This is a genomic window from Streptomyces sp. NPDC055749 (genome assembly GCF_053617235.1).
Genome location: NZ_JBSHFH010000005.1, coordinates 77,484 through 95,059, shown reverse-complemented (window position 1 = coordinate 95,059; position 17,576 = coordinate 77,484). Strand labels below are relative to the sequence as shown.

The 17,576-nt window shown below is 71.5% G+C and carries 17 protein-coding genes; 13 read left to right on the top strand and 4 right to left on the bottom strand.

The window, feature by feature from the left end; all coding sequences use genetic code 11:
* The first annotated feature begins 46 nt into the window (after nucleotides 1-46).
* Entirely contained in the window at nucleotides 47-376 is a 330-nt protein-coding gene (locus ACWGO0_RS05545) for a hypothetical protein (RefSeq protein ID WP_453528383.1), read from the top strand.
* A 213-nt stretch (nucleotides 377-589) separates the two neighbouring features.
* Here ACWGO0_RS05545 and ku read toward each other — a convergent pair whose 3' ends face one another.
* The gene (ku, locus tag ACWGO0_RS05540) at nucleotides 590-1,678 is read right to left on the bottom strand and encodes a non-homologous end joining protein Ku (protein ID WP_453528380.1); all 1,089 of its coding nucleotides are present in this window, start codon (nucleotides 1,676-1,678) and stop codon (nucleotides 590-592) included.
* Between the two features lie 61 nt (nucleotides 1,679-1,739).
* On the opposite strand from ku, the gene ligD reads away from it, so the two are divergent.
* The 10 genes from ligD (at nucleotide 1,740) to ACWGO0_RS05490 (ending at nucleotide 12,653) form a co-directional block, all read left to right on the top strand.
* A complete protein-coding gene (gene ligD, locus ACWGO0_RS05535) occupies nucleotides 1,740-2,636 on the top strand; it encodes a non-homologous end-joining DNA ligase (RefSeq protein WP_453528377.1) in 897 nt (298 codons plus the stop codon).
* A gap of 184 nt (nucleotides 2,637-2,820) precedes the next feature.
* The gene (locus ACWGO0_RS05530; RefSeq protein WP_453528374.1) at nucleotides 2,821-4,944 is read left to right on the top strand and encodes a HEAT repeat domain-containing protein; all 2,124 of its coding nucleotides are present in this window, start codon (nucleotides 2,821-2,823) and stop codon (nucleotides 4,942-4,944) included.
* The gene (locus tag ACWGO0_RS05525; RefSeq protein ID WP_453528372.1) at nucleotides 4,941-5,273 is read left to right on the top strand and encodes a zinc-ribbon domain-containing protein; all 333 of its coding nucleotides are present in this window, start codon (nucleotides 4,941-4,943) and stop codon (nucleotides 5,271-5,273) included. Before ACWGO0_RS05530 ends, ACWGO0_RS05525 begins: the two co-directional genes overlap by 4 nt.
* A 108-nt stretch (nucleotides 5,274-5,381) precedes the next feature.
* The gene (locus tag ACWGO0_RS05520) at nucleotides 5,382-6,062 is read left to right on the top strand and encodes a hypothetical protein (RefSeq protein ID WP_453528369.1); all 681 of its coding nucleotides are present in this window, start codon (nucleotides 5,382-5,384) and stop codon (nucleotides 6,060-6,062) included.
* Nucleotides 6,059-7,411 carry an ATP-binding protein gene (locus ACWGO0_RS05515; RefSeq protein WP_453528366.1) on the top strand — a complete coding sequence of 451 codons (1,353 nt, stop codon included), beginning with the start codon at nucleotides 6,059-6,061 and terminating at the stop codon, nucleotides 7,409-7,411. The genes ACWGO0_RS05520 and ACWGO0_RS05515 overlap by 4 nt, the downstream gene beginning before the upstream one ends.
* A 103-nt stretch (nucleotides 7,412-7,514) precedes the next feature.
* The gene (locus ACWGO0_RS05510; RefSeq protein ID WP_453528363.1) at nucleotides 7,515-7,964 is read left to right on the top strand and encodes an SH3 domain-containing protein; all 450 of its coding nucleotides are present in this window, start codon (nucleotides 7,515-7,517) and stop codon (nucleotides 7,962-7,964) included.
* Between the two features lie 101 nt (nucleotides 7,965-8,065).
* A complete protein-coding gene (locus tag ACWGO0_RS05505; protein WP_453528360.1) occupies nucleotides 8,066-9,445 on the top strand; it encodes an FtsW/RodA/SpoVE family cell cycle protein in 1,380 nt (459 codons plus the stop codon).
* On the top strand, nucleotides 9,442-10,899 hold the full coding sequence (locus ACWGO0_RS05500; protein WP_453528357.1) for a peptidoglycan D,D-transpeptidase FtsI family protein: 1,458 nt from the start codon (nucleotides 9,442-9,444) through the stop codon (nucleotides 10,897-10,899). Before ACWGO0_RS05505 ends, ACWGO0_RS05500 begins: the two co-directional genes overlap by 4 nt.
* Nucleotides 10,900-11,079: 180 nt before the next feature.
* Nucleotides 11,080-12,201 carry an amidase family protein gene (locus ACWGO0_RS05495; RefSeq protein WP_453528354.1) on the top strand — a complete coding sequence of 374 codons (1,122 nt, stop codon included), beginning with the start codon at nucleotides 11,080-11,082 and terminating at the stop codon, nucleotides 12,199-12,201.
* Entirely contained in the window at nucleotides 12,144-12,653 is a 510-nt protein-coding gene (locus ACWGO0_RS05490) for a DUF3291 domain-containing protein (protein WP_453528351.1), read from the top strand. The genes ACWGO0_RS05495 and ACWGO0_RS05490 overlap by 58 nt, the downstream gene beginning before the upstream one ends.
* On the opposite strand, the gene ACWGO0_RS05485 is transcribed toward ACWGO0_RS05490, so the two are convergent.
* The 3 genes from ACWGO0_RS05485 to ACWGO0_RS05475 form a co-directional block, all read right to left on the bottom strand.
* Nucleotides 12,654-13,505: a hypothetical protein gene (locus ACWGO0_RS05485; RefSeq protein WP_453528348.1), complete on the bottom strand. Its 852-nt coding sequence runs from the start codon at nucleotides 13,503-13,505 to the stop codon at nucleotides 12,654-12,656.
* Nucleotides 13,506-13,564: 59 nt separating this feature from the next.
* Nucleotides 13,565-14,458, bottom strand: a complete 894-nt coding sequence (locus ACWGO0_RS05480) for an ADP-ribosylglycohydrolase family protein (protein WP_453528345.1) — start codon at nucleotides 14,456-14,458, stop codon at nucleotides 13,565-13,567.
* Nucleotides 14,459-14,524: 66 nt separating this feature from the next.
* Nucleotides 14,525-15,631: a ferritin-like domain-containing protein gene (locus ACWGO0_RS05475; protein WP_453528342.1), complete on the bottom strand. Its 1,107-nt coding sequence runs from the start codon at nucleotides 15,629-15,631 to the stop codon at nucleotides 14,525-14,527.
* Nucleotides 15,632-15,813: 182 nt separating this feature from the next.
* Here ACWGO0_RS05475 and ACWGO0_RS05470 point away from each other — a divergent pair, with 182 nt between their 5' ends.
* The gene (locus ACWGO0_RS05470; RefSeq protein ID WP_453528339.1) at nucleotides 15,814-16,749 is read left to right on the top strand and encodes an AurF N-oxygenase family protein; all 936 of its coding nucleotides are present in this window, start codon (nucleotides 15,814-15,816) and stop codon (nucleotides 16,747-16,749) included.
* 59 nt (nucleotides 16,750-16,808) lie between these two features.
* Nucleotides 16,809-17,573, top strand: coding sequence for a TetR/AcrR family transcriptional regulator (locus tag ACWGO0_RS05465; protein WP_453528336.1), 765 nt, complete (start codon nucleotides 16,809-16,811; stop codon nucleotides 17,571-17,573).
* The last annotated feature ends 3 nt before the right edge of the window (nucleotides 17,574-17,576 follow it).

Genomic DNA, 17,576 nt, shown 5'->3' with positions numbered 1-17,576 from the left:
CTCACCCCCGAGCAGATCGCGCACTTCGTCGAGGAGGCAAACCGACGTGCTGGATAACGTGCCGGAGAAGGCAGCCCTGAGCATCGAATCCGTCGAGTCCGTGACGCCGGGCGATACCGGCGCGGCGAGCGACGTGGCCGTGTGCGTGGTCCGCTGCGTTGAGGGGACGGCACGGCTGGGCAGGGTGTTCCAGCACCCGGGTTCCGCAGGCGGCCCGGACGCGCCCACGCCGGGGTTCTTGCTGACCGCCATTGAGTGGTACGGCAAGCAGGTCGAGCAACTGGACACCGTTCACTCCGGCAAGGTCACGCTCAAGGGAGCCGGAGCGGAGGCGCTGGCCAAGCGCGATGTCCTGAACTCGGAACCGCGGCACTGAACGACCCCCTCGGGATGACTTCAAGGGACTGGACGGCCTTCTTACGGTGGTGCCCGTCACGCGCCCCAAGGTGCTCCACGACCGGTAGGGCACCCGATCCCCTGGATCTCCTGCACCCCGGGATCGCTCACCACGTCGTGAACGGGATATCGCATCCTTCATATCCCTGCCGTCCACGCGCGCGGGACGGCAGGGGCAGCGGGAGAGACAGTCTCAGGCCGATGCGCGCTTCTTGGAAGCCGTCTTCTTCGCCGTAGCGCGGGTCGATGACGTCTTCTTCGCCGCCGCGGTCTTGGACGGGGTCTTCTTCGCGGCCGTCTTCCTGGGCGCCGCCGTGGACTTCTTGGTGTCGGACGCCTTGGGGGTGGACTTCTTCGCCGCGCCCTCGCCCGAGCGCGTCACCGTCTTGCCGGTCGGGGTCCGGTGCGTGGTCTTCTGCGTGGTCTTCTGCGACGTTTTCCGGGCCGTCCCGCGGGACTTGATGGGGTGGACGTCGGCGTCCTTGCCGGCTTCCTCGTCCTCGCCCCGGGACTTCTTCGCCTCGCGGACGCTGTTCTCCAGTGCCGCGATCAGGTCGATGACCTTGCCGCCGCCCGTCTCCCCGGATGCCGGGGCCACCAGCGTCTCGCCCGACGCCTTCGCGGCGATGAGTTCCTCCACCGCCTCGCGGTAGTCGTCGTGGAGCGTTTCCATGTCGACCTCGCCGAGGGTGTCCATCAGGGCGTCCGCCAGGTCGAGTTCGGCGTCGCGGACCTTGACGTCGGTCTCCGGGGCCACGCCCTCCGTCGCACGGATCTCGTCGGGCCACAGCAGGCCGTGCATCGCGATGACGTCGTCGACCACGCGCAGCATGCCGAGCCGTTCGCGGCCGCGCAGGGCGTACTTCGCGACGGCGACCTTCTGGCTGCGCTTGAGCGCCTCGCGCAGCAAGGTGTACGGCTTGGCCGCCGGAACGCCGTTGGCGGAGAGGTAGTACGCCGCGTCCATCTGGAGCGGGTCGATCTCGGAGGCGGGTACGAAGGCGACGATCTCGATCGTCTTGGCGGTGGGCAGCGGGAGGGAGGCCAGATCCTCGTCGGTGATCGGGATCATCGAGCCGTCGGCGTCCTCGTACGCCTTGCCGATGTCCGACGCCGTCACCTCCTGCTCGTCGAGTTCGCACACCTTGCGGTACCTGATCCGGCCACCGTCGGTGAGATGGATCTGCCGGAAGGAGATCGAGTGGCTCTCGGTGGCGTTGACCAGCTTGATCGGAATGCTGACCAGCCCGAAGGAGATCGCGCCGTTCCAGATGGACCTCACGGTTCACCCCATTTATGGCCATAGCGATTGATTAGGTGTTGTTTCGTGTGATTCTTATCGTATGACGCCGATCACGGAGGTGGAGGGGCGGCGGCTGGCCCTCAGCAATCTCGACAAGGTGCTGTATCCGGCCACCGGGACCACCAAGGGCGAAGTGCTGCACTACTACGCGGCCACGGCGTCGGCGCCGTTGCTCGCCCATCTCCGCGACCGGCCCGTGTCTTTCCTGCGTTATCCGGACGGGCCCGACGGGCAGCGATTTTTCACCAAGAATCCGCCGCCGGGTACGCCCGACTGGGTGCGGACGGCCGCGGTCCCGCGCCATGCGGCGCAGAGCTCGCGCCAGGTTCTCGTACAGGACCTGGCCTCGCTGGTGTGGGCGGCGAACCTCGTGGTGGAGTTCCACACCCCGCAGTGGCGGGCCGAGGCTCCCGGGATCGCCGACCGGCTGGTCCTCGACCTGGACCCCGGGGCGCCCGCGAGCATCGTGGAGTGCTGCACGGTGGGCCTCTGGCTGCGCGAACGGCTCGCGGCGGACGGGCTGACCGCCTACGGCAAGACGTCAGGGTCCAAGGGGCTCCACCTCCTCGTACCCCTGGAGCCCACCCCGTCCGACCGGGTGTCGGCCTACGCGAAGGGGCTGGCCGTCGAGGCGCAGAACGCGCTGCCGGAGCTGGTCGTGCACCGTATGACCCGGGCGCTGCGGCCGGGAAAGGTCTTCGTCGACTTCAGCCAGAACGCCGCCGCGAAGACGACCGCCACGCCCTACACCCTGCGGGCCAGGCCGGAACCGACCGTGTCGGCGCCCGTGACCTGGGACGAGATCGAGGGCTGCGGGGCCCCCGGCGAGCTTGTCTTCCTGGCGGGCGACATGGCCGCGCGGCTGGAACGGTACGGGGATCTGCTCGGGCCGCTGCTGGACGCGGACCTGGCCCGGGCGCTGCCGGGCGCGGAATGAGCCGTGTCCCCGGGTCTCCGTATCCCCGCGGTGTAACGCCCTGATTCCGTCCCTGTGACTGTGCCAGGAAAGGCCACAAGTGGAGGGTGGATTGTCGGGGGCGTGGTGCACACTCTGCCCAGGCGCTGCTTCGGAAAGCGGTGTCTGCCGTCGGGTGCAGGGGCGTTCGCGGGGAGGGGATGGCGTGTTCGCGGGGATCGACGAGGTCGAGTGGGCTTCGATGGAGCATGCCTACGGGCCGGCCGACGATGTGCCTGAGCTGCTGCGCGGCCTCGCCTCCGCCGACCCGGCGGAGCGCGAGGGAGCCCTCGACGGCATGTACGGGGCCGTCCATCACCAGGGCGATGTGTACGGGTGCACGCTCGCCTGCATCCCTTTTCTCTTCGAGCTGGTCGTGGACCCCGGGATACAGGACAGGGGCTGCATCGTCGAGCTGCTGACCAGCATCGGCGGCATCGATCTGGACGAGGACGACGAGGACGAGATCGACGAGGAGGAGATCGAGGGCGCCGCGAACTACGCGATGGCGGCAGCGGCCGTCACCGCGGGAGCCGGGGTGTTCTTCGAGCTGATCGCCGACGAGGACCCGGGCGTACGGCTCGCCGCCCCGCTGGCACTGGCCACCCTGCACAGCCATCCGGTGCGGGTGCTCGCGCTGCTGCGGGAGCGGCTGCCGGTGGAGCCCGACGACGAGGTGCGGATGGCGCTGGTCGAGGCGGCCGGACGGGTCGCGCTGCGCCACCGGCCGCTCGCCGGGCAGGCCGCCGAGTGGCTGAGCCGGCTGTCCTCGCGGGAGTACGGGCCGGGGCTGCGGCTCGCGGCCCTCGCCCAGCTCGCGCGCTGCTCGCCCGATTCGCTGCCGAGCGATGTCGTCGCGGTCGTCGCGGGGCTGATGCGGGAGCTGCGGTCCATTCCGCCGGTCCCGGAGCAGCCGGTGGACACCGGGCCCGCGCCCGGGGTCGGTGACCCGGCACCGCACACCGGCGCTCCGACGCTGGTGGGGCAGTTGCGGGCGCTGTCCGCCGAGGAGTCGGCGGGGCGCAGCGCGCCCTGGTCGGCGGACCTGCTGCGGACGCTGCACGTCGGCCTGGACGACCGGGTCGCGGAGCGTACGGCACTGCTGACGGACCAGTTGCGCAGCCCCGACCGGTGGCAGCGCGTCGATGCCGTACGGATGAGCAGTGGGCTGATCCGGGCCTGGCGCGGCTCGTACGAGGAGCTGGTCCGGCTGATCGGTACCCAGCTCGCCGATCCGGAGCCACGGCTGGCCGATGCCGCGTCGCACGTACTGAAGGAGCTGTTCGGCCTCGCCGCTCCCGCCGCCGACGCGCTCGCGGAGCGGATGGCGGCGGACCCGGGGGGCTGGGTGAAGGAGTGGGCGAGCGGTCCGCCGGGGCTCGGTTCCACCGTGAAGGCGCTGGCCCGGCTGGGCGACGCCCGGGTGCTTCCGGCGCTGGCGGCGGCCCTGGACCGGCCGGAGGTGCCGCACGACGTGGGCTTCGCCATCGGGCACCTCGGTGCGGCGGCGGCCCCGCTCGCCGGGGTGCTGCGGCGCAGGCTCGGCGAGGTGGGGCTGGACGAGGGCGCGTACGACCGGGCGAGTCCGCTGCTCGGCGGGCTGACCGCGCTGCGGGCGGGCGAGGCGGCGCCGGAGGTGCTGCGGGTGCTTCGGGGCGCGCCGGAGTACCGCGGCGAGTGGCTGCGCACGGCGGCGCTGCGGGCGCTCGCCTCGTTCGGGCCCGCGGCCCGGTGTGCCGTCCCGGACCTGCGGGCGCTGCTCCGCCGCCCGGGGACCGCGGCTGCGACGGAGGCGGCGGAGACGCTGTGGGCGGTCGACGGGGACGCCGACACCGTGCTGCCGGTCCTGCTCGAGGGGCTGTGGGCGGACCAGGTGCACGACCGGCGGGCGGCGGCGAGCGCGCTGGGCAGGCTCGGCGAGCGGGCGGCGGTGGCCGCGCCGAAGCTGCGCGCGCTGCTGCGGCACGAGGAGCTGTGGCTGCGTGTGGACGCCGCGATCGCCCTCTGGGAGGTGACGGGACGGGCCGGGGACGTGGTGCCGGTACTCCTTGCGGCATGGGAGAAGAACCGTCACGTCAGAGTCCGGGTCGCGGAATGCCTGGCGCGGATGGGTGCTGCTGGTGCAGGGTCGGAAGCAGCACATGTGCTGAGCGCCGAGCTCGTCTCCGTACGCCGTCACAACGCGATGGACGGCGGGTACAGCGGGCATGACACATATGAGGACGAACAGTTGCTGGCACTGTGCCGGCGGACGCTGCTGGGGAACACGGGGAAGGGAACCACGCCATGATCATTTTCGGTACGAAGGGGTATCTGTACCAGCTGGCCATCCTGACGATGGTCTGCGGCTGGTGCGGTAATCCCGCCGCGCACACGCTCCGCAAGAAGGTCACGAAGTTCACGCTGTTCTTCGTGCCGCTCTTCCCGTTCTCCACGAGTTTCGCGACGCAGTGCACGTTCTGCGGCGGGGAGCAGAAGATCCCGAAGGACCAGGCCGAGCAGCTGCTCGCGCAGCACGCGGCGGGCCAGGACGGCAACCCGTACGGCCAGGCGCAGCAGCAGCCGGGTTACGCGCCTCCCGGCTCCTCCGGCTCCGGCCAGAACCCGTACCAGCGCTGACCGGCCTTCTTCTGCCTGCGGCCGGGCTTCTGCTTATGGTCGGGGAGGCGGGCCCCTCCCCCGGGGTCCGTACCTAGCCCCAGGACCGGCGGAGAGAAGAGGACCGGCGTGCGCCCGTACCGTGCCCTGGCCGTGGCATCCGCCGTCGCCGCCGGGGCCGCGCTGCTGACGGGCTGCGACGAAGGCGGCGGCCTCAAGAGCGCGGGTACGGCCCCGACCGCCATCGGCCCCGCCCGGCTGTGGCCGCAGCTGCCCCCGGCCTCCGCCGCCCCGTACGACTACGGGGAGGGCGAGACCGCCCGTATCCCCGGCATCCTGGTCCCGGGCGGTGACGTGCGCCGGCTGGACCCCGTGGCGGTGGCGCAGGCCGGACTGAAGGCCCGCCCCGACCGGTCGAGCGGCACCGACGAACTTCCCGCGCAGACGGTCCGGCGCATCGAGGAGTGCCGCACCGAGCCCGGCGCCTGCCCCGTGCTGAAGCCCTACTTCCGCGATCTGACCGCCGACGGCGGGGACGAGATGGTGCTCGCCATCCGGATGCCTGGCCGCCAGCTCACCGTGCGGGTCTACACGCAGGACCGGGGCGTGCTGACCCGGATCATGTCCACGTCCGACGCGGTGATCAGCGTGGAGCTCGCGGGCCGCGATCTGATCGTGCGGGCCCCTTCGGCGATCACCGGGTACGAGTACCGCACGGCCTGGTCCTGGGACGAGCGGCAGCGCGCGATGCTGCCCACCCGGGACGAGATCCTGCGTGTGCCTCGCCCCACCGCGACAGCGCGGCCATGAAGCGGCGCAGACTCCGCGCGCCCGCCTGGACCGCGACCCTCACCTGGAAGTCCGCGGTCTTCCTCACCGTGATGTGCTGCACGCTCGCCGCGCTGCTCGGCGTCCTCGTGCACACCGCCGTCAGCCGCCAGGTCGTCGGCCAGGCCCGCGAGAAGGCCCTGTCCCGGCTGGACGAGGTGACGCGGGCGTACGAGGCGGGCGAGGCGCTGCCTCCCGGCGCGGGGGTCGACCCGCCCGGTCTCCCGGAACGGTTGCGCGCCCTCGCCACCGGCGGCGAGCAGGGCACGCTCGTCGCCGACGACGGCGGTCACCCGGCGATGTGGGCGGCGGGCCCGGCCGAGAGCGGCGCGCTCGCGACCCGGATCGACCACAGCCAGAGCGCGCGCACCCTGCGCGGCCTCGACCGGGCGATCGTCGGCTCCTCCCTGCTGGCGATCGGCGCGACGCTGCTGGTGGGCGCGTTCGCCGTCACCCGGGTCACCCGGCGCCTCCACCAGACCGCGAGGGTGGCGCGCCGGATCAGCGCGGGCGATCTCGACGCCCGGGTCGCGGACCCCCGGGCGGCCGGCCCGGCACGCACCCGGGACGAGGTGGCGATCGTCGCCGGGGCCCTGGACACCATGGCGTCGACGCTCCAGCGCAAACTGCAGACCGAGCAGCGGTTCACCGCCGATGTGGCGCACGAGCTGCGCACCCCGCTGACGGGCCTGTCGGCCGCCGCCGAGCTGCTGCCCGCCGGGCGGCCGTCCGAGATGGTGCGGGAACGGGTCACCACGATGCGGGCGCTGACGGAGGATCTGCTGGAGATCTCCCGGCTCGACGCCCGTACGGAACACGTCGACCTGGCCGTGCACGACCTGGCGCCGATCGCCGAACGGGTGGTGCGGGCGTCCGGCACGGACACCGCGATCCGGAACGTGGGCGAGGGTCCCGTGCGGGTGGAGACCGACCGGCGCCGGCTGGAGCGCGTTCTCGGGAATCTGGTCGCCAACGCGCACAGGCACGGGGAGCCGCCGGTGGTCCTGACGGTCGACGGCGCGGTGGTGACCGTACGGGATCACGGCCCCGGCTTCCCGGAGTATCTGGTGACCGGCGGGCCGCAGCGTTTCCGTACGGAGAGCGGCGGCAAGGGACACGGCCTCGGGCTCACGATCGCCGTCGGGCAGTCGGAGGCCATCGGCGCCTCGCTGGTCTTCCGCAACTCTCCGGAGGGCGGGGCGGAGGCCCGGCTCACTCTGCCGGAGTACGTGGCACTCGACGAGGGGCCGGGGGACGGCGGAGGGTCCCGGGCAGCCACAGCACCGCCGACCGGCCCAAGAGAGAGCGAACCAGGCGAAAGTGACGGATAGCGACGCGTTGCAGCCTCTAAGTGGCGAACCTAGTGTGAAGCAGGCGAGGCGAGGGCCGTGTCCCACGGCCCCCTCACCCCCACTTCTTCCCCTTGGAGGCAGCATGTCCGCTCACTCCCGCCGTCCGGGAATCCGCCGCATAGGTCTCTGCATCGCCACCGGCACCCTGGCGGCCCTCGCCGCCGCCACCCCGGCCCTCGCCGCCGGACCCGCCGCGCCGCCCGCCGCGCCGCGCACGGAGGCCGCGGCTCCCGCCGCCGCCGGGGACCACGACTCCCCCGAGGCCGCCGAGGCCGCCGCCGCCAAGGCGGTCCACGGCAAGTACCTCGGCCGCGTCACCGCCCAGTCCGGACTGCTGCTGCGCGACCGCCCCACCCGGAGCAGCCGGATCGTCGGCCAGGTCCCGTACGGCGCAGTGGTCCACATCTTCTGCAAGACCACCGGCAGCAACGTCGACGGCAACAACCGCTGGTATCTCCTCACCAACGGCACCTGGGCCTGGGGCTCGGCCCGTTACATCGCGAACATCGGTACGGCCCCGCGCTGGTGCTGACCGTCCCGCACCGTCGAGCGCGTCTGTCCCGTACCGTCCCCCGGGACAGGCGCGCTATGACATAAGGGAAATAAGTCCCACCTCTTGCTACGTTGCGTGGCATGACCGCAACGAGGGCGGACGCTCCCCCGCCCGAGCTACGCCTGCCCAAGCGGCGCGGGGTCGAGCTCTGCCTCCTCGTCGGGGCCGTCCTCATCTCCGTCTACGGCTACGCCGACGTCGGACTCGCCAGGAACGGCGCCGTACCGCCCGATGTCGCCGGCTACGGCGCGGGGCTGGGCCTGCTCGCCCTCGTCGCCCATCTCGCCGTCCGCTTCCGCGCCCCGTACGCCGATCCGCTGCTGCTCCCGATCGCCGTCCTGCTCAACGGTCTCGGTCTGGTGCTGATCTACCGGCTCGACCTGGAGACCCCCAAGGACCAGGCCGCCCCCACGCAGCTGATCTGGTCCACGCTCGGCGTCGCGCTCTTCATCGGCGTCGTCGTCTTCCTCCGCGACCACCGGGTGCTCCAGCGGTACGCGTACCTCTCGGTCGCCGCGGCGCTGGTGCTGATGATCGTGCCGATCTTCTTCCCCGCGGTGAACGGCGCCAAGATCTGGATCAGGGTCGGCGGATTCTCCTTCCAGCCCGGCGAGTTCGCCAAGATCCTGCTCGCGGTCTTCTTCGCCGCGTATCTCGCCGCCAACCGCAACGCCCTCGCCTACACCGGCCGGAAGTTCTGGAAACTCCAGCTCCCCACCGGCCGGGTCCTCGGTCCGATCGTGGCGATCTGGCTGCTCAGCGTCGGCGTCCTGGTCCTCGAACGCGACCTGGGCACCTCGCTCCTCTTCTTCGGGCTCTTCGTGATCATGCTGTACGTGGCGACCGGCCGGACCGGCTGGATCGCCGTGGGCATGGTGCTCGCCGCCGTCGGCGCGTTCGTCGTCGGCTCGTTCGAACCCCATGTGCACAGCAGGGTGGAGGACTGGCTCGACCCGTTCGCCTCCATCGACGCGGGCCAGGGACCGAGCCAGCTGGCCCAGTCGCTGTTCGCGTTCGCCGCGGGCGGGATGCTCGGCGCCGGACTCGGCCTCGGCCAGTCCATCCTCATCGGCTTCGCCGCCAAGTCGGACTTCATCCTGGCGACGGCGGGCGAGGAACTCGGCCTGGCCGGACTGACCGCCGTCTTCCTGCTCTACGCGCTGCTGGTAGCCAGGGGATACCGCGCGGGCCTCGCCCTGCGCGACCCGTTCGGACGCCTGCTCTCGATCGGTCTCGCCTCGATCCTCGCCCTCCAGGTCTTCGTGATCGCGGGCGGGGTGATGGGGCTGATCCCGCTGACGGGCATGGCCATGCCCTTCCTGGCACAGGGCGGTTCGTCCGTCGTCACCAACTGGATCATCGTGGCGCTGCTGATCCGGGTCAGCGACGTGGCCCGCACCCCGCACCCCGATCACGCGGAGACGGGAGTCATCGCGCCGGTCATGGAGGACGAACAGTGATCCGCTACATCCGGCGGGCCGCCGCCTTCTGCCTGCTGCTGCTCGTGGCCCTGCTGGTGAATGCCGCCCGGATCCAGCTCTTCGAGGCCGACGAGCTGGACGACAACCCCGCCAACCGGCGTTCCACGATCGCCCGTTACGACCAGCCGCGCGGGAACATCCTGGTCGGCGACGAGTCGGTCACCGGCTCCAAGGACACCGGCGAACAACTGGCCTACGAGCGCACCTACAAGCACGGCCCGCTGTACGCACCGGTGACCGGATACGCCTCGCAGACCTACGGCACCACCCTCCTCGAGAACGCCGAGGACGACATCCTGTCCGGCACCGACTCGCTGCTCGCTCCGCTCCCTCTGTGGAACGAAGTCACCCGCAGCCGGCAGCCCGGCGGGAACGTCGTCACCACCATCAAGGACTCGATGCAGCGCGCCGCGTACGACGGGCTCGGCGGGCGCCGGGGCGCGGTGGCCGCCGTCGAACCGTCCACCGGCAAGATCCTGGCCCTGGTCTCGGCGCCCTCGTACGACCCCGAGCGGCTCTCCGGTACGGGTTCGGCGGTCACCGACGCCTGGGCCCGGCTCACCACGTCGAAGAGTCAGCCGATGCTCAACCGGGCCATCCGCCAGACCTATCCGCCGGGCTCCACCTTCAAGATCGTGACGGCCGCCGCGGCACTGGACGCCGGCGTGGTGACCGATCCGGACGAGCCGACGGACACCCCTTCGCCCTATGTGCTGCCCGGCACCTCGACCGTCCTGCCCAACGAGGCGAGCGGCTGCGGCAAGGCCCCGCTCGCCGAGGCGATCCGGGTCTCCTGCAACACCGTGATGGCCCATCTGGGGGTGGAGGTCGGGCTCGACGGAATGCTGGACGCGGTGGCGAAGTTCGGCTTCAACGACAGCGGGCTGAAGATCCCCTCCGGTGTGGCGAAGAGCAACTTCGACACGGAGATGAGCGACGACCAGCTGGCCCTGTCCTCGATCGGGCAGTTCGACACCACGGCCACCCCGCTCCAGATGGCGATGGTCGCATCGGCGGTGGCGAACGGCGGCGACCTCAGATCTCCGCACCTCGTGGACCGGACGACCACCGACGACGGGGACACGGTCCAGCAGCAGGGCTCGCGCTCGTACCACCAGGCGATGAACCCCACGACGGCCATGCAGCTGCAACGGATGATGGTCGACGTGGTGGAGAACGGTACGGGGACGAACGCCGCGATCGACGGGGTGACCGTCGGCGGCAAGACCGGCACCGCCCAGCACGGAATCGACAACTCCGGTACGCCGTACGCCTGGTTCATCTCCTGGGCCCAGGAGGAGAACTCGGGCCGGCCCGCCGTCGCGGTCGCCGTGGTCGTCGAGGACGCCGCCGCGAACCGGGCCGACATCAGCGGCGGCGGCAGCGCGGCGCCGATCGCGCGGGCCGTGATGGAGGCGGCGCTCGACGACTAGGGCCTGTCGTTCGGATCAGGCCGGATCAGGGAGCGGGGTCTGGTGCGTGCAGCTGCAAGGCGGAGGATTGAGGCATGGCGGAGCCATGATGATTGACGACAACGCCGCAGATGCGCGTGCCAGACCCCGCGAGCCCGGCCTGATCCGAACGACAGGCCCTAGGTCGGCGAGACTGGTGCGATGGACGAAGCATCGGCGGTGGTGGCCGCACTGGCCCGGATCGACCTCCTCGACCCGCGGTTGTGCGCGTTCGTCGAGGTGTGGCACGAGGAGGCGCTCGCCCGTGTGCCCGGCGCCGCCCGGCTCCCGCTGGCCGGGCTGCCGTTCGCGGTGAAGGGGCGCTCCGGTATCCGCTCCTTCGCGGCCCGCCGGCTGATCGCGGCCGGCGCGGTCCCCGTCGGCGCCACCTCGGTACCGGGCCCCGGCACCGTCTGGCAGACCTGGGGGCAGGGCTCCCACGGACGTACGGTCAACCCGTGGCGGGCGGACCGGACCCCCGGTGGTTCCTCGGCGGGCTCGGCCGTGGCTGTCGCGGCGGGTCTGGTGGAGCTGGCGACCGGCAGCGACGGGGCAGGTTCCGTACGCATCCCGGCCGCCTGGTGCGGGGTGTTCGGGCTGAAGACGACGAACGGGCTGCTGCCGTCGCCGGACCGTTCCGGGCTCGCGGCGGCCGGGGTGCTGGCCCGCTCGGCGGCGCGGGCGGAGACGTATCTGCGCCATGTTCTGGACGGTTACGAGCCATCGGTTCCCCGGCTGCCGGTGCCCGCCGTCTACAGCGAGGATCTCGGGTACGCACAGGTGGACCCGGAGGTGGCGGCGGTGGTCCGGGGAGCGGTGGAGCGGCTGGCCGCGGCCGGGGTCGTACGGCTGGGTGCCGGCGGCTGCGGACTGCTCGACCCGGCACGGGCGTGGCAGGAGATACGCGGCGGGGCGCCGTCCCCGGCAGCCGCGGCCCTCCGCGCGGAGAACGACCGCAGGCTGGACGCCTTCTTCGCCCGTACGCCGCTCCTGCTCACCCCGGCCACCCCCAACCGGCCGCACGGGCACGAGGGCCCCGGCGAGGTCTTCTCGACCGCGACGACCTGGGCGTTCAACCTCAGCGGGCATCCGGCGGCCAGCGTGCCGGCCGGGTTCACCCCGGACGGCTGCCCGGTCGGTCTGCAACTGGTGGCCGGGCGCGGGGCGGATGTCTCGCTTCTCGGAATGGCCCGCGCGGTCGAGAACGCGTTGCCTACTGTGCCGACATGGACTCCACAGACGCACCCAATACGGAAAGATCCAGCCATGAACTGGCCCAAGTGAACATAGCCAGGCTGAAGTTCCCGCTGGACTCCCCGGAGCTCAAGGACTTCATGGACGGCCTCGACCCGGTGAACGCGGTGGCGGACGCGGCCGACGGATTCGTCTGGCGCCTCGAATCGGACTCCGGAAACGCCACGGACGTCGCCGTCTTCGGGGACGCCTGGCTGATCGTCAACATGTCCGTGTGGCGGGACGCGGACGCGCTGACCACGTTCATGTACGCGGGCCGGCACCGCGAGCTGATGGCCAGGCGCCGCGAGTGGTTCGCCCCTGTGGAGGAGGCGATGACCGTGCTGTGGTGGGTACCGGCGGGCATCCGCCCCACGGTGGCGGATGCCGAGAAGCGCCTGCTCCACCTGCGTGAACACGGCCCCACCGACGAGGCGTTCACGCTCCGGAAGCGCTTCCCGGCACCGGCCGCCGGGACCACCGTCGAACCTGCCGGAAGCTGATCAGCCGATCGGCTTGCGCGTCTCGGAGCGGACCTTGGCCGTCTCCTCGGCGACCTTGGCCAGGTCGATGGACTTGGCGTCCTTCACCACGTCCGCCGGCCTGACCACGGCGACCATGGCGGCCGTATTGTCGTCGCCCCAGGCGCACATGGGGATGTTGGTCGTCATGCCGGCCTCCTTCGACTGCACGACCTGGCACTCGATGGTGATGCCGTAACCCTTGGGCTCGAACTCCTTGGCGGGCACGACGATCTTCGAGCCCTCCGCCTCCGCCGCCCCCTCCATGATCTTGCCGCGCATGTAGCCGGGGGTGGCGAGCCGCCCGTGCATGCCGGAGAGCACGAGGGCACTGGTCGCGTCCGCGGTGTACTGCGCTACGACGGCCTTCCCGTCCCTGATGCTGGGGTCGGGGGTGTCCTCGATCTCCTTGCCCTCGGTCTCGGACAGGTCCTGGTCGAGGGTGAACTCCCCGTCCAGCACCTTCTTGGGAACCACGAGCTCGTACTCGGCCTCGGGGAACGCGGCGTTCGCCCCCCGGTCGACCAACTGGGCGACGCCGAAGGCGATGCCGCCCGCGACCACCAGCGAGCCGGCCACGATCCCGATGATCAGCCCTGTGCGCTTCCTGCGCGGCGGCGGCTGCGCCGGCCACCCGCCCATCCCCGGCTGCATCCCGGGCTGCCCGGGTATGCCCGGCTGCCCCCACGCACCCTGCTGCCCCTGGGGATGTGCCGGGTACTGGGGCTGCTGCGGGTAGCCGTAGGGCTGCTGGCCGTACGGGTTCTGCGGAGGCTGGGGCTGAGGCTGAGGCGGCCCGTACGGGCCCTGCGGCGGCTGAGGCGGCATGGTCATGCGCTCACGGTACGTCACCTCGGCGAACGCGCTTTCGACGATGCCGGTGTCAGCCGGATTCAGCCCAACGGCTCGCGGCGCCGGCGCCATTCCTCCGGCACGCCGTCGATCCCGGTGGCCGCCGCGACGACGCCACCCGTGATGGCGCAGGTCGTGTCGACGTCGCCGAAGCCCTCCGCCGTCGCCCACAGCGCCGCTTCCAGGTCGTCCCGGTGGCGGGCGGCGGTCCACAGCGCGAAGGGGACCGTGTCGTCGGCGCGGATGCGCCGCCCGCTGCCGAGGAGTTCGGCCGCCTCGCACGGTTCGGTGGCGAACGGCACGTCCGTCGCGCGGTGCAGACCCTCGCGCACCGGCCCTTCGGGCGTACGGTCCGCGGCGGCCGCCAGGGTGAACTCGCCACGCACCGAGAGCGCCGCCGCCACCGCGACCGCCACCGCGCCCGCGATCCCGTCCGGGTGCGCGTGGGTGACGGCCGCCGACAGCGCGGCCTGCTCGGCGGCGAGGCCGAGGTCCTCGTGGAAGCGCGCGCCGAGCGGCGCGACCCGCATGGCGGCGCCGTTGCCGAGGCTGCCGCCCTCGAACAACTGCGGTGCCAGGGTGCGCCAGTCGGCCGGTGAGTCCAGCAGCTGGGGCAGCAGCATGTGCATGCCGTGGCCGTACCCACGTGCCTGGTCGGCGTCGAAGGCGAGGGCGAAGAACAGGGCGAGCCGGTCCTGGTCGACACGCCCGCACTCCTCCAGGACGCGGTTCACGGCCAGGGCGAGGGCGGTGTCGTCGGTCCAGTTCCAGACGGGCTCGGGAGGCGTACGACGGGCACGGACCTCGTCATACGCCTGCCGGGGCTCACGGAAGAGGGGGAACCAGCGCTCCCCGAACGCGTCGCCGAGCGCGAGCCCTTCGAGACTGCGGCGAGCGGCGAGTTCTCCGGCGGTGGCTGCGAGCGGAATCGTCATACGCGGCATCCTCCCGCCCGGCACCCGGAGGCGTACATCGGATTTCGTCCGCGCGGCCCCCGGCGGTCAGCCCGTCCCGCCCGCCGTGATCGCGTCCGCGACCTCCGCCACCCGGGCCTGCTCCTCCGCGGCGAAGCGGTCGCGGTCCAGCTGCTCGGCGATCTCCTCGTCCTGGGCCATCAGCAGGTCCAGGCTGGAGTCACCGAGTTCGAACACGCCCATGTCGACGTACGCCTTCTGGAGGCGTTCGCCCCACAGGCCGATGTCCTTGACGCAGGGGACGATGCGGCTGAAGAGGAGCTTGCGGAAGAGCTGGAGGTACTCCGAGTGCTCGGAGAGGTCCTTGGCCTCCTGCTTGCCGATGCCGAAGTTCTCCAGCACCTCGACGCCGCTGAGCCGGTCGCGCATCAGATAGCAGCCCTCGATGACGAACTCCTCGCGCTCACGCAGTTCGGCGTCGCTCAGCTGCTTGTAGTAGTCGCGCAGCGCCATCCGCCCGAAGGCCACGTGCCGGGCCTCGTCCTGCATGACGTAGGCGAGGATCTGCTTGGGCAGCGGCTTGGTGGTCGTGTCGCGGATCATGCCGAACGCGGCCAGGGCCAGCCCCTCGATGAGGACCTGCATGCCGAGGTAGGGCATGTCCCAGCGGGAGTCGCGCAGGGTGTCGCCCAGCAGCCCCTGGAGGTTGTCGTTGATCGGGTAGAGCATCCCGACCTTCTCGTGCAGGAACCGCCCGTAGATCTCCGCGTGCCGGGCCTCGTCCATGGTCTGGGTGGCGGAGTAGAACTTCGCGTCCAGGTCGGGGACCGATTCCACGATGCGTGCCGCGCAGACCATCGCGCCCTGCTCACCGTGCAGGAACTGACTGAACTGCCAGGAGGTGTAGTGCTTGCGCAGCTCGCCCCGGTCGCGTTCGGTCATCTTCGCCCAGTGCGGGGTGCCGTAGAGCGTGAGCGCCTCGTCGGGAGTGCCGAGCGGGTCGGCGGGGTCGACCTCCAGGCTCCAGTCGATGCGCTTGTTGCCGTCCCACTGCTTGTCCTTGCCCTTCTGGTAGAGGGCGAGCAGACGTTCCCGGCCGTCGTCGTAGTCCCAGCTGAACCGGGCGGCTCCCGAGGCGGGAACCTGCCAGGTCGGCTCGTCGGGGGCGGTGGTGTAGAGGTCATGTGTCGACACGGACGGCTCCTTCGCCTTGCACGGTCGCGTCGCCGAGTTCCTTGGCACTGGCGTCAGTTGGCAGGTTCACACGGTGGTAGACGCCGGGTCAACAAGTCGTGCGCAAGGGATTGACGGTGTTCCTGACAAGCAGTCTCATAAGAAGTGACCGCCGGTAACCCACGTATGAGGTGCCCCCAGCCATGCCGACAGCGACCGAACGCGATGTGCAGTTGCTCCGTGACGCACTCGGGCCCCTGCGGGACCGCGAGCAGATCGCCGAGCGTCTCCTCGAATCCTCCGCCAAGCACTCCTTCGACCCGGACACCGAGCTCGACTGGGACGCGGCGATCGAGGACGGCAAGTGGTTCTGGCCGCCCGAGCTGATCTCCCTCTACGACACCCCGCTCTGGCGGAGGATGTCGGAGGAACAGCGGATGGACCTGGCCAGGCACGAGGCGGCCTCGCTCGCCTCGCTCGGCATCTGGTTCGAGATCATCCTGATCCAGCTGCTCGTCCGGCACATCTACGACAAGCCGGTGACCAGCAACCACGTCCGCTACGCCCTCACCGAGATCGCGGACGAGTGCCGGCACTCGCTGATGTTCGGCCGCATGATCACCTGGGGCGGCGCCCCCAACTACCCCGTACCGCGCCGCTATCACAACCTGGCGCGGGTCCTGAAGACCGTCTCCACCACCCCCGGCTCGTTCGCCGCGACCCTGCTGGGCGAGGAGATCCTCGACTGGATGCAGCGGCTGACCTTCCCGGACGAGCGCGTCCAGACCCTGGTGCGCGGCGTGACCCGCATCCATGTGGTGGAGGAGGCACGGCACGTCCGTTACGCACGTGAGGAGCTGCGCCGCCAGATGGTCACCGCACCGCGCTGGGAGCGCGAGCTCACCCGCGTGAGCTGCGGGGAGGCGGCCCGCGTCTTCTCCGTCTGCTTCGTCAACCCGCAGGTGTACGAGCGCGTCGGCCTGGACCGCAGGGAAGCCGTCGCCCAGGTGCGGGCGAGCGGACACCGCGCCGAGGTCATGCAGTCGGGCGCCAGGCGGCTGACGGACTTCTTCGACGACATCGGTGTGCTGAACGGAGTCGGACGCAGGCTGTGGAAGAGCTCGGGCCTGCTGGCCTGAGCGCGTTCCCCACGGGCGGGGAACGCGTGCCCGGAACGGCCCCCCGTAGGCTGCCCGGTATGACCTCCGCCGCTGAAGCACCGCCGACCCCCGCGTACCGAAGGCTCGGTGTCGAGGTGCGCCGCGCGCAGATCATGCGCGCGGCGCTCGGCCTCTTCGCGCACCGGGCCCCCGACGAGGTCTCGCTCGACGAGGTGGCGGCGGTCGCCGGAGTCTCCCGGCCGCTCGTCTACCGGTACTTCCCCGGTGGCCGCCAGCAGTTGTACGAGGCGGCGCTCGGCTCGGCCGCGGCCGACCTGACCTGTTGCTTCACGGAGCCCGCCGTCGGACCGCCCACCGAACGGCTCTCACGGGTCCTGGACCGGTATCTGGCCTTCGTGGACGAGCACGACGCCGGGTTCAGCGCCCTGCTCCGGGGCGGCAGCGTCGCCGAGACCTCCCGTACGACGGCGATCGTCGACGGGGTCCGCAGGGCGGCGGCCGAGCAGATCCTGCTGCACCTCGGCAGGGGCGGCGCCCAGGGTCCTGCGGCGGGACCGCGCCTGCGGATGATGGTGCGCACCTGGATCGCCGCCGTCGAGGCGGCGTCCCTCATATGGCTGGACGAGGAGAAGCAGCCCCCGGCACCCGGACTGCGCGGCTGGCTCGTGGACCACTTGATCGCGCTGCTCGCGGCGACCGCAGCGACGGACGAGGAGACGGCCGCCGTGGTGGCGGACCTGCTGCCGCTGGAGACCGCCCAGAGCCCGGCCGGACGGCTGGCGGACCTGGTGCTCCCGGCGGTGGCCGGCGCTGCCCACCTGCTGCCCGCTGCGTCAGACTGAACC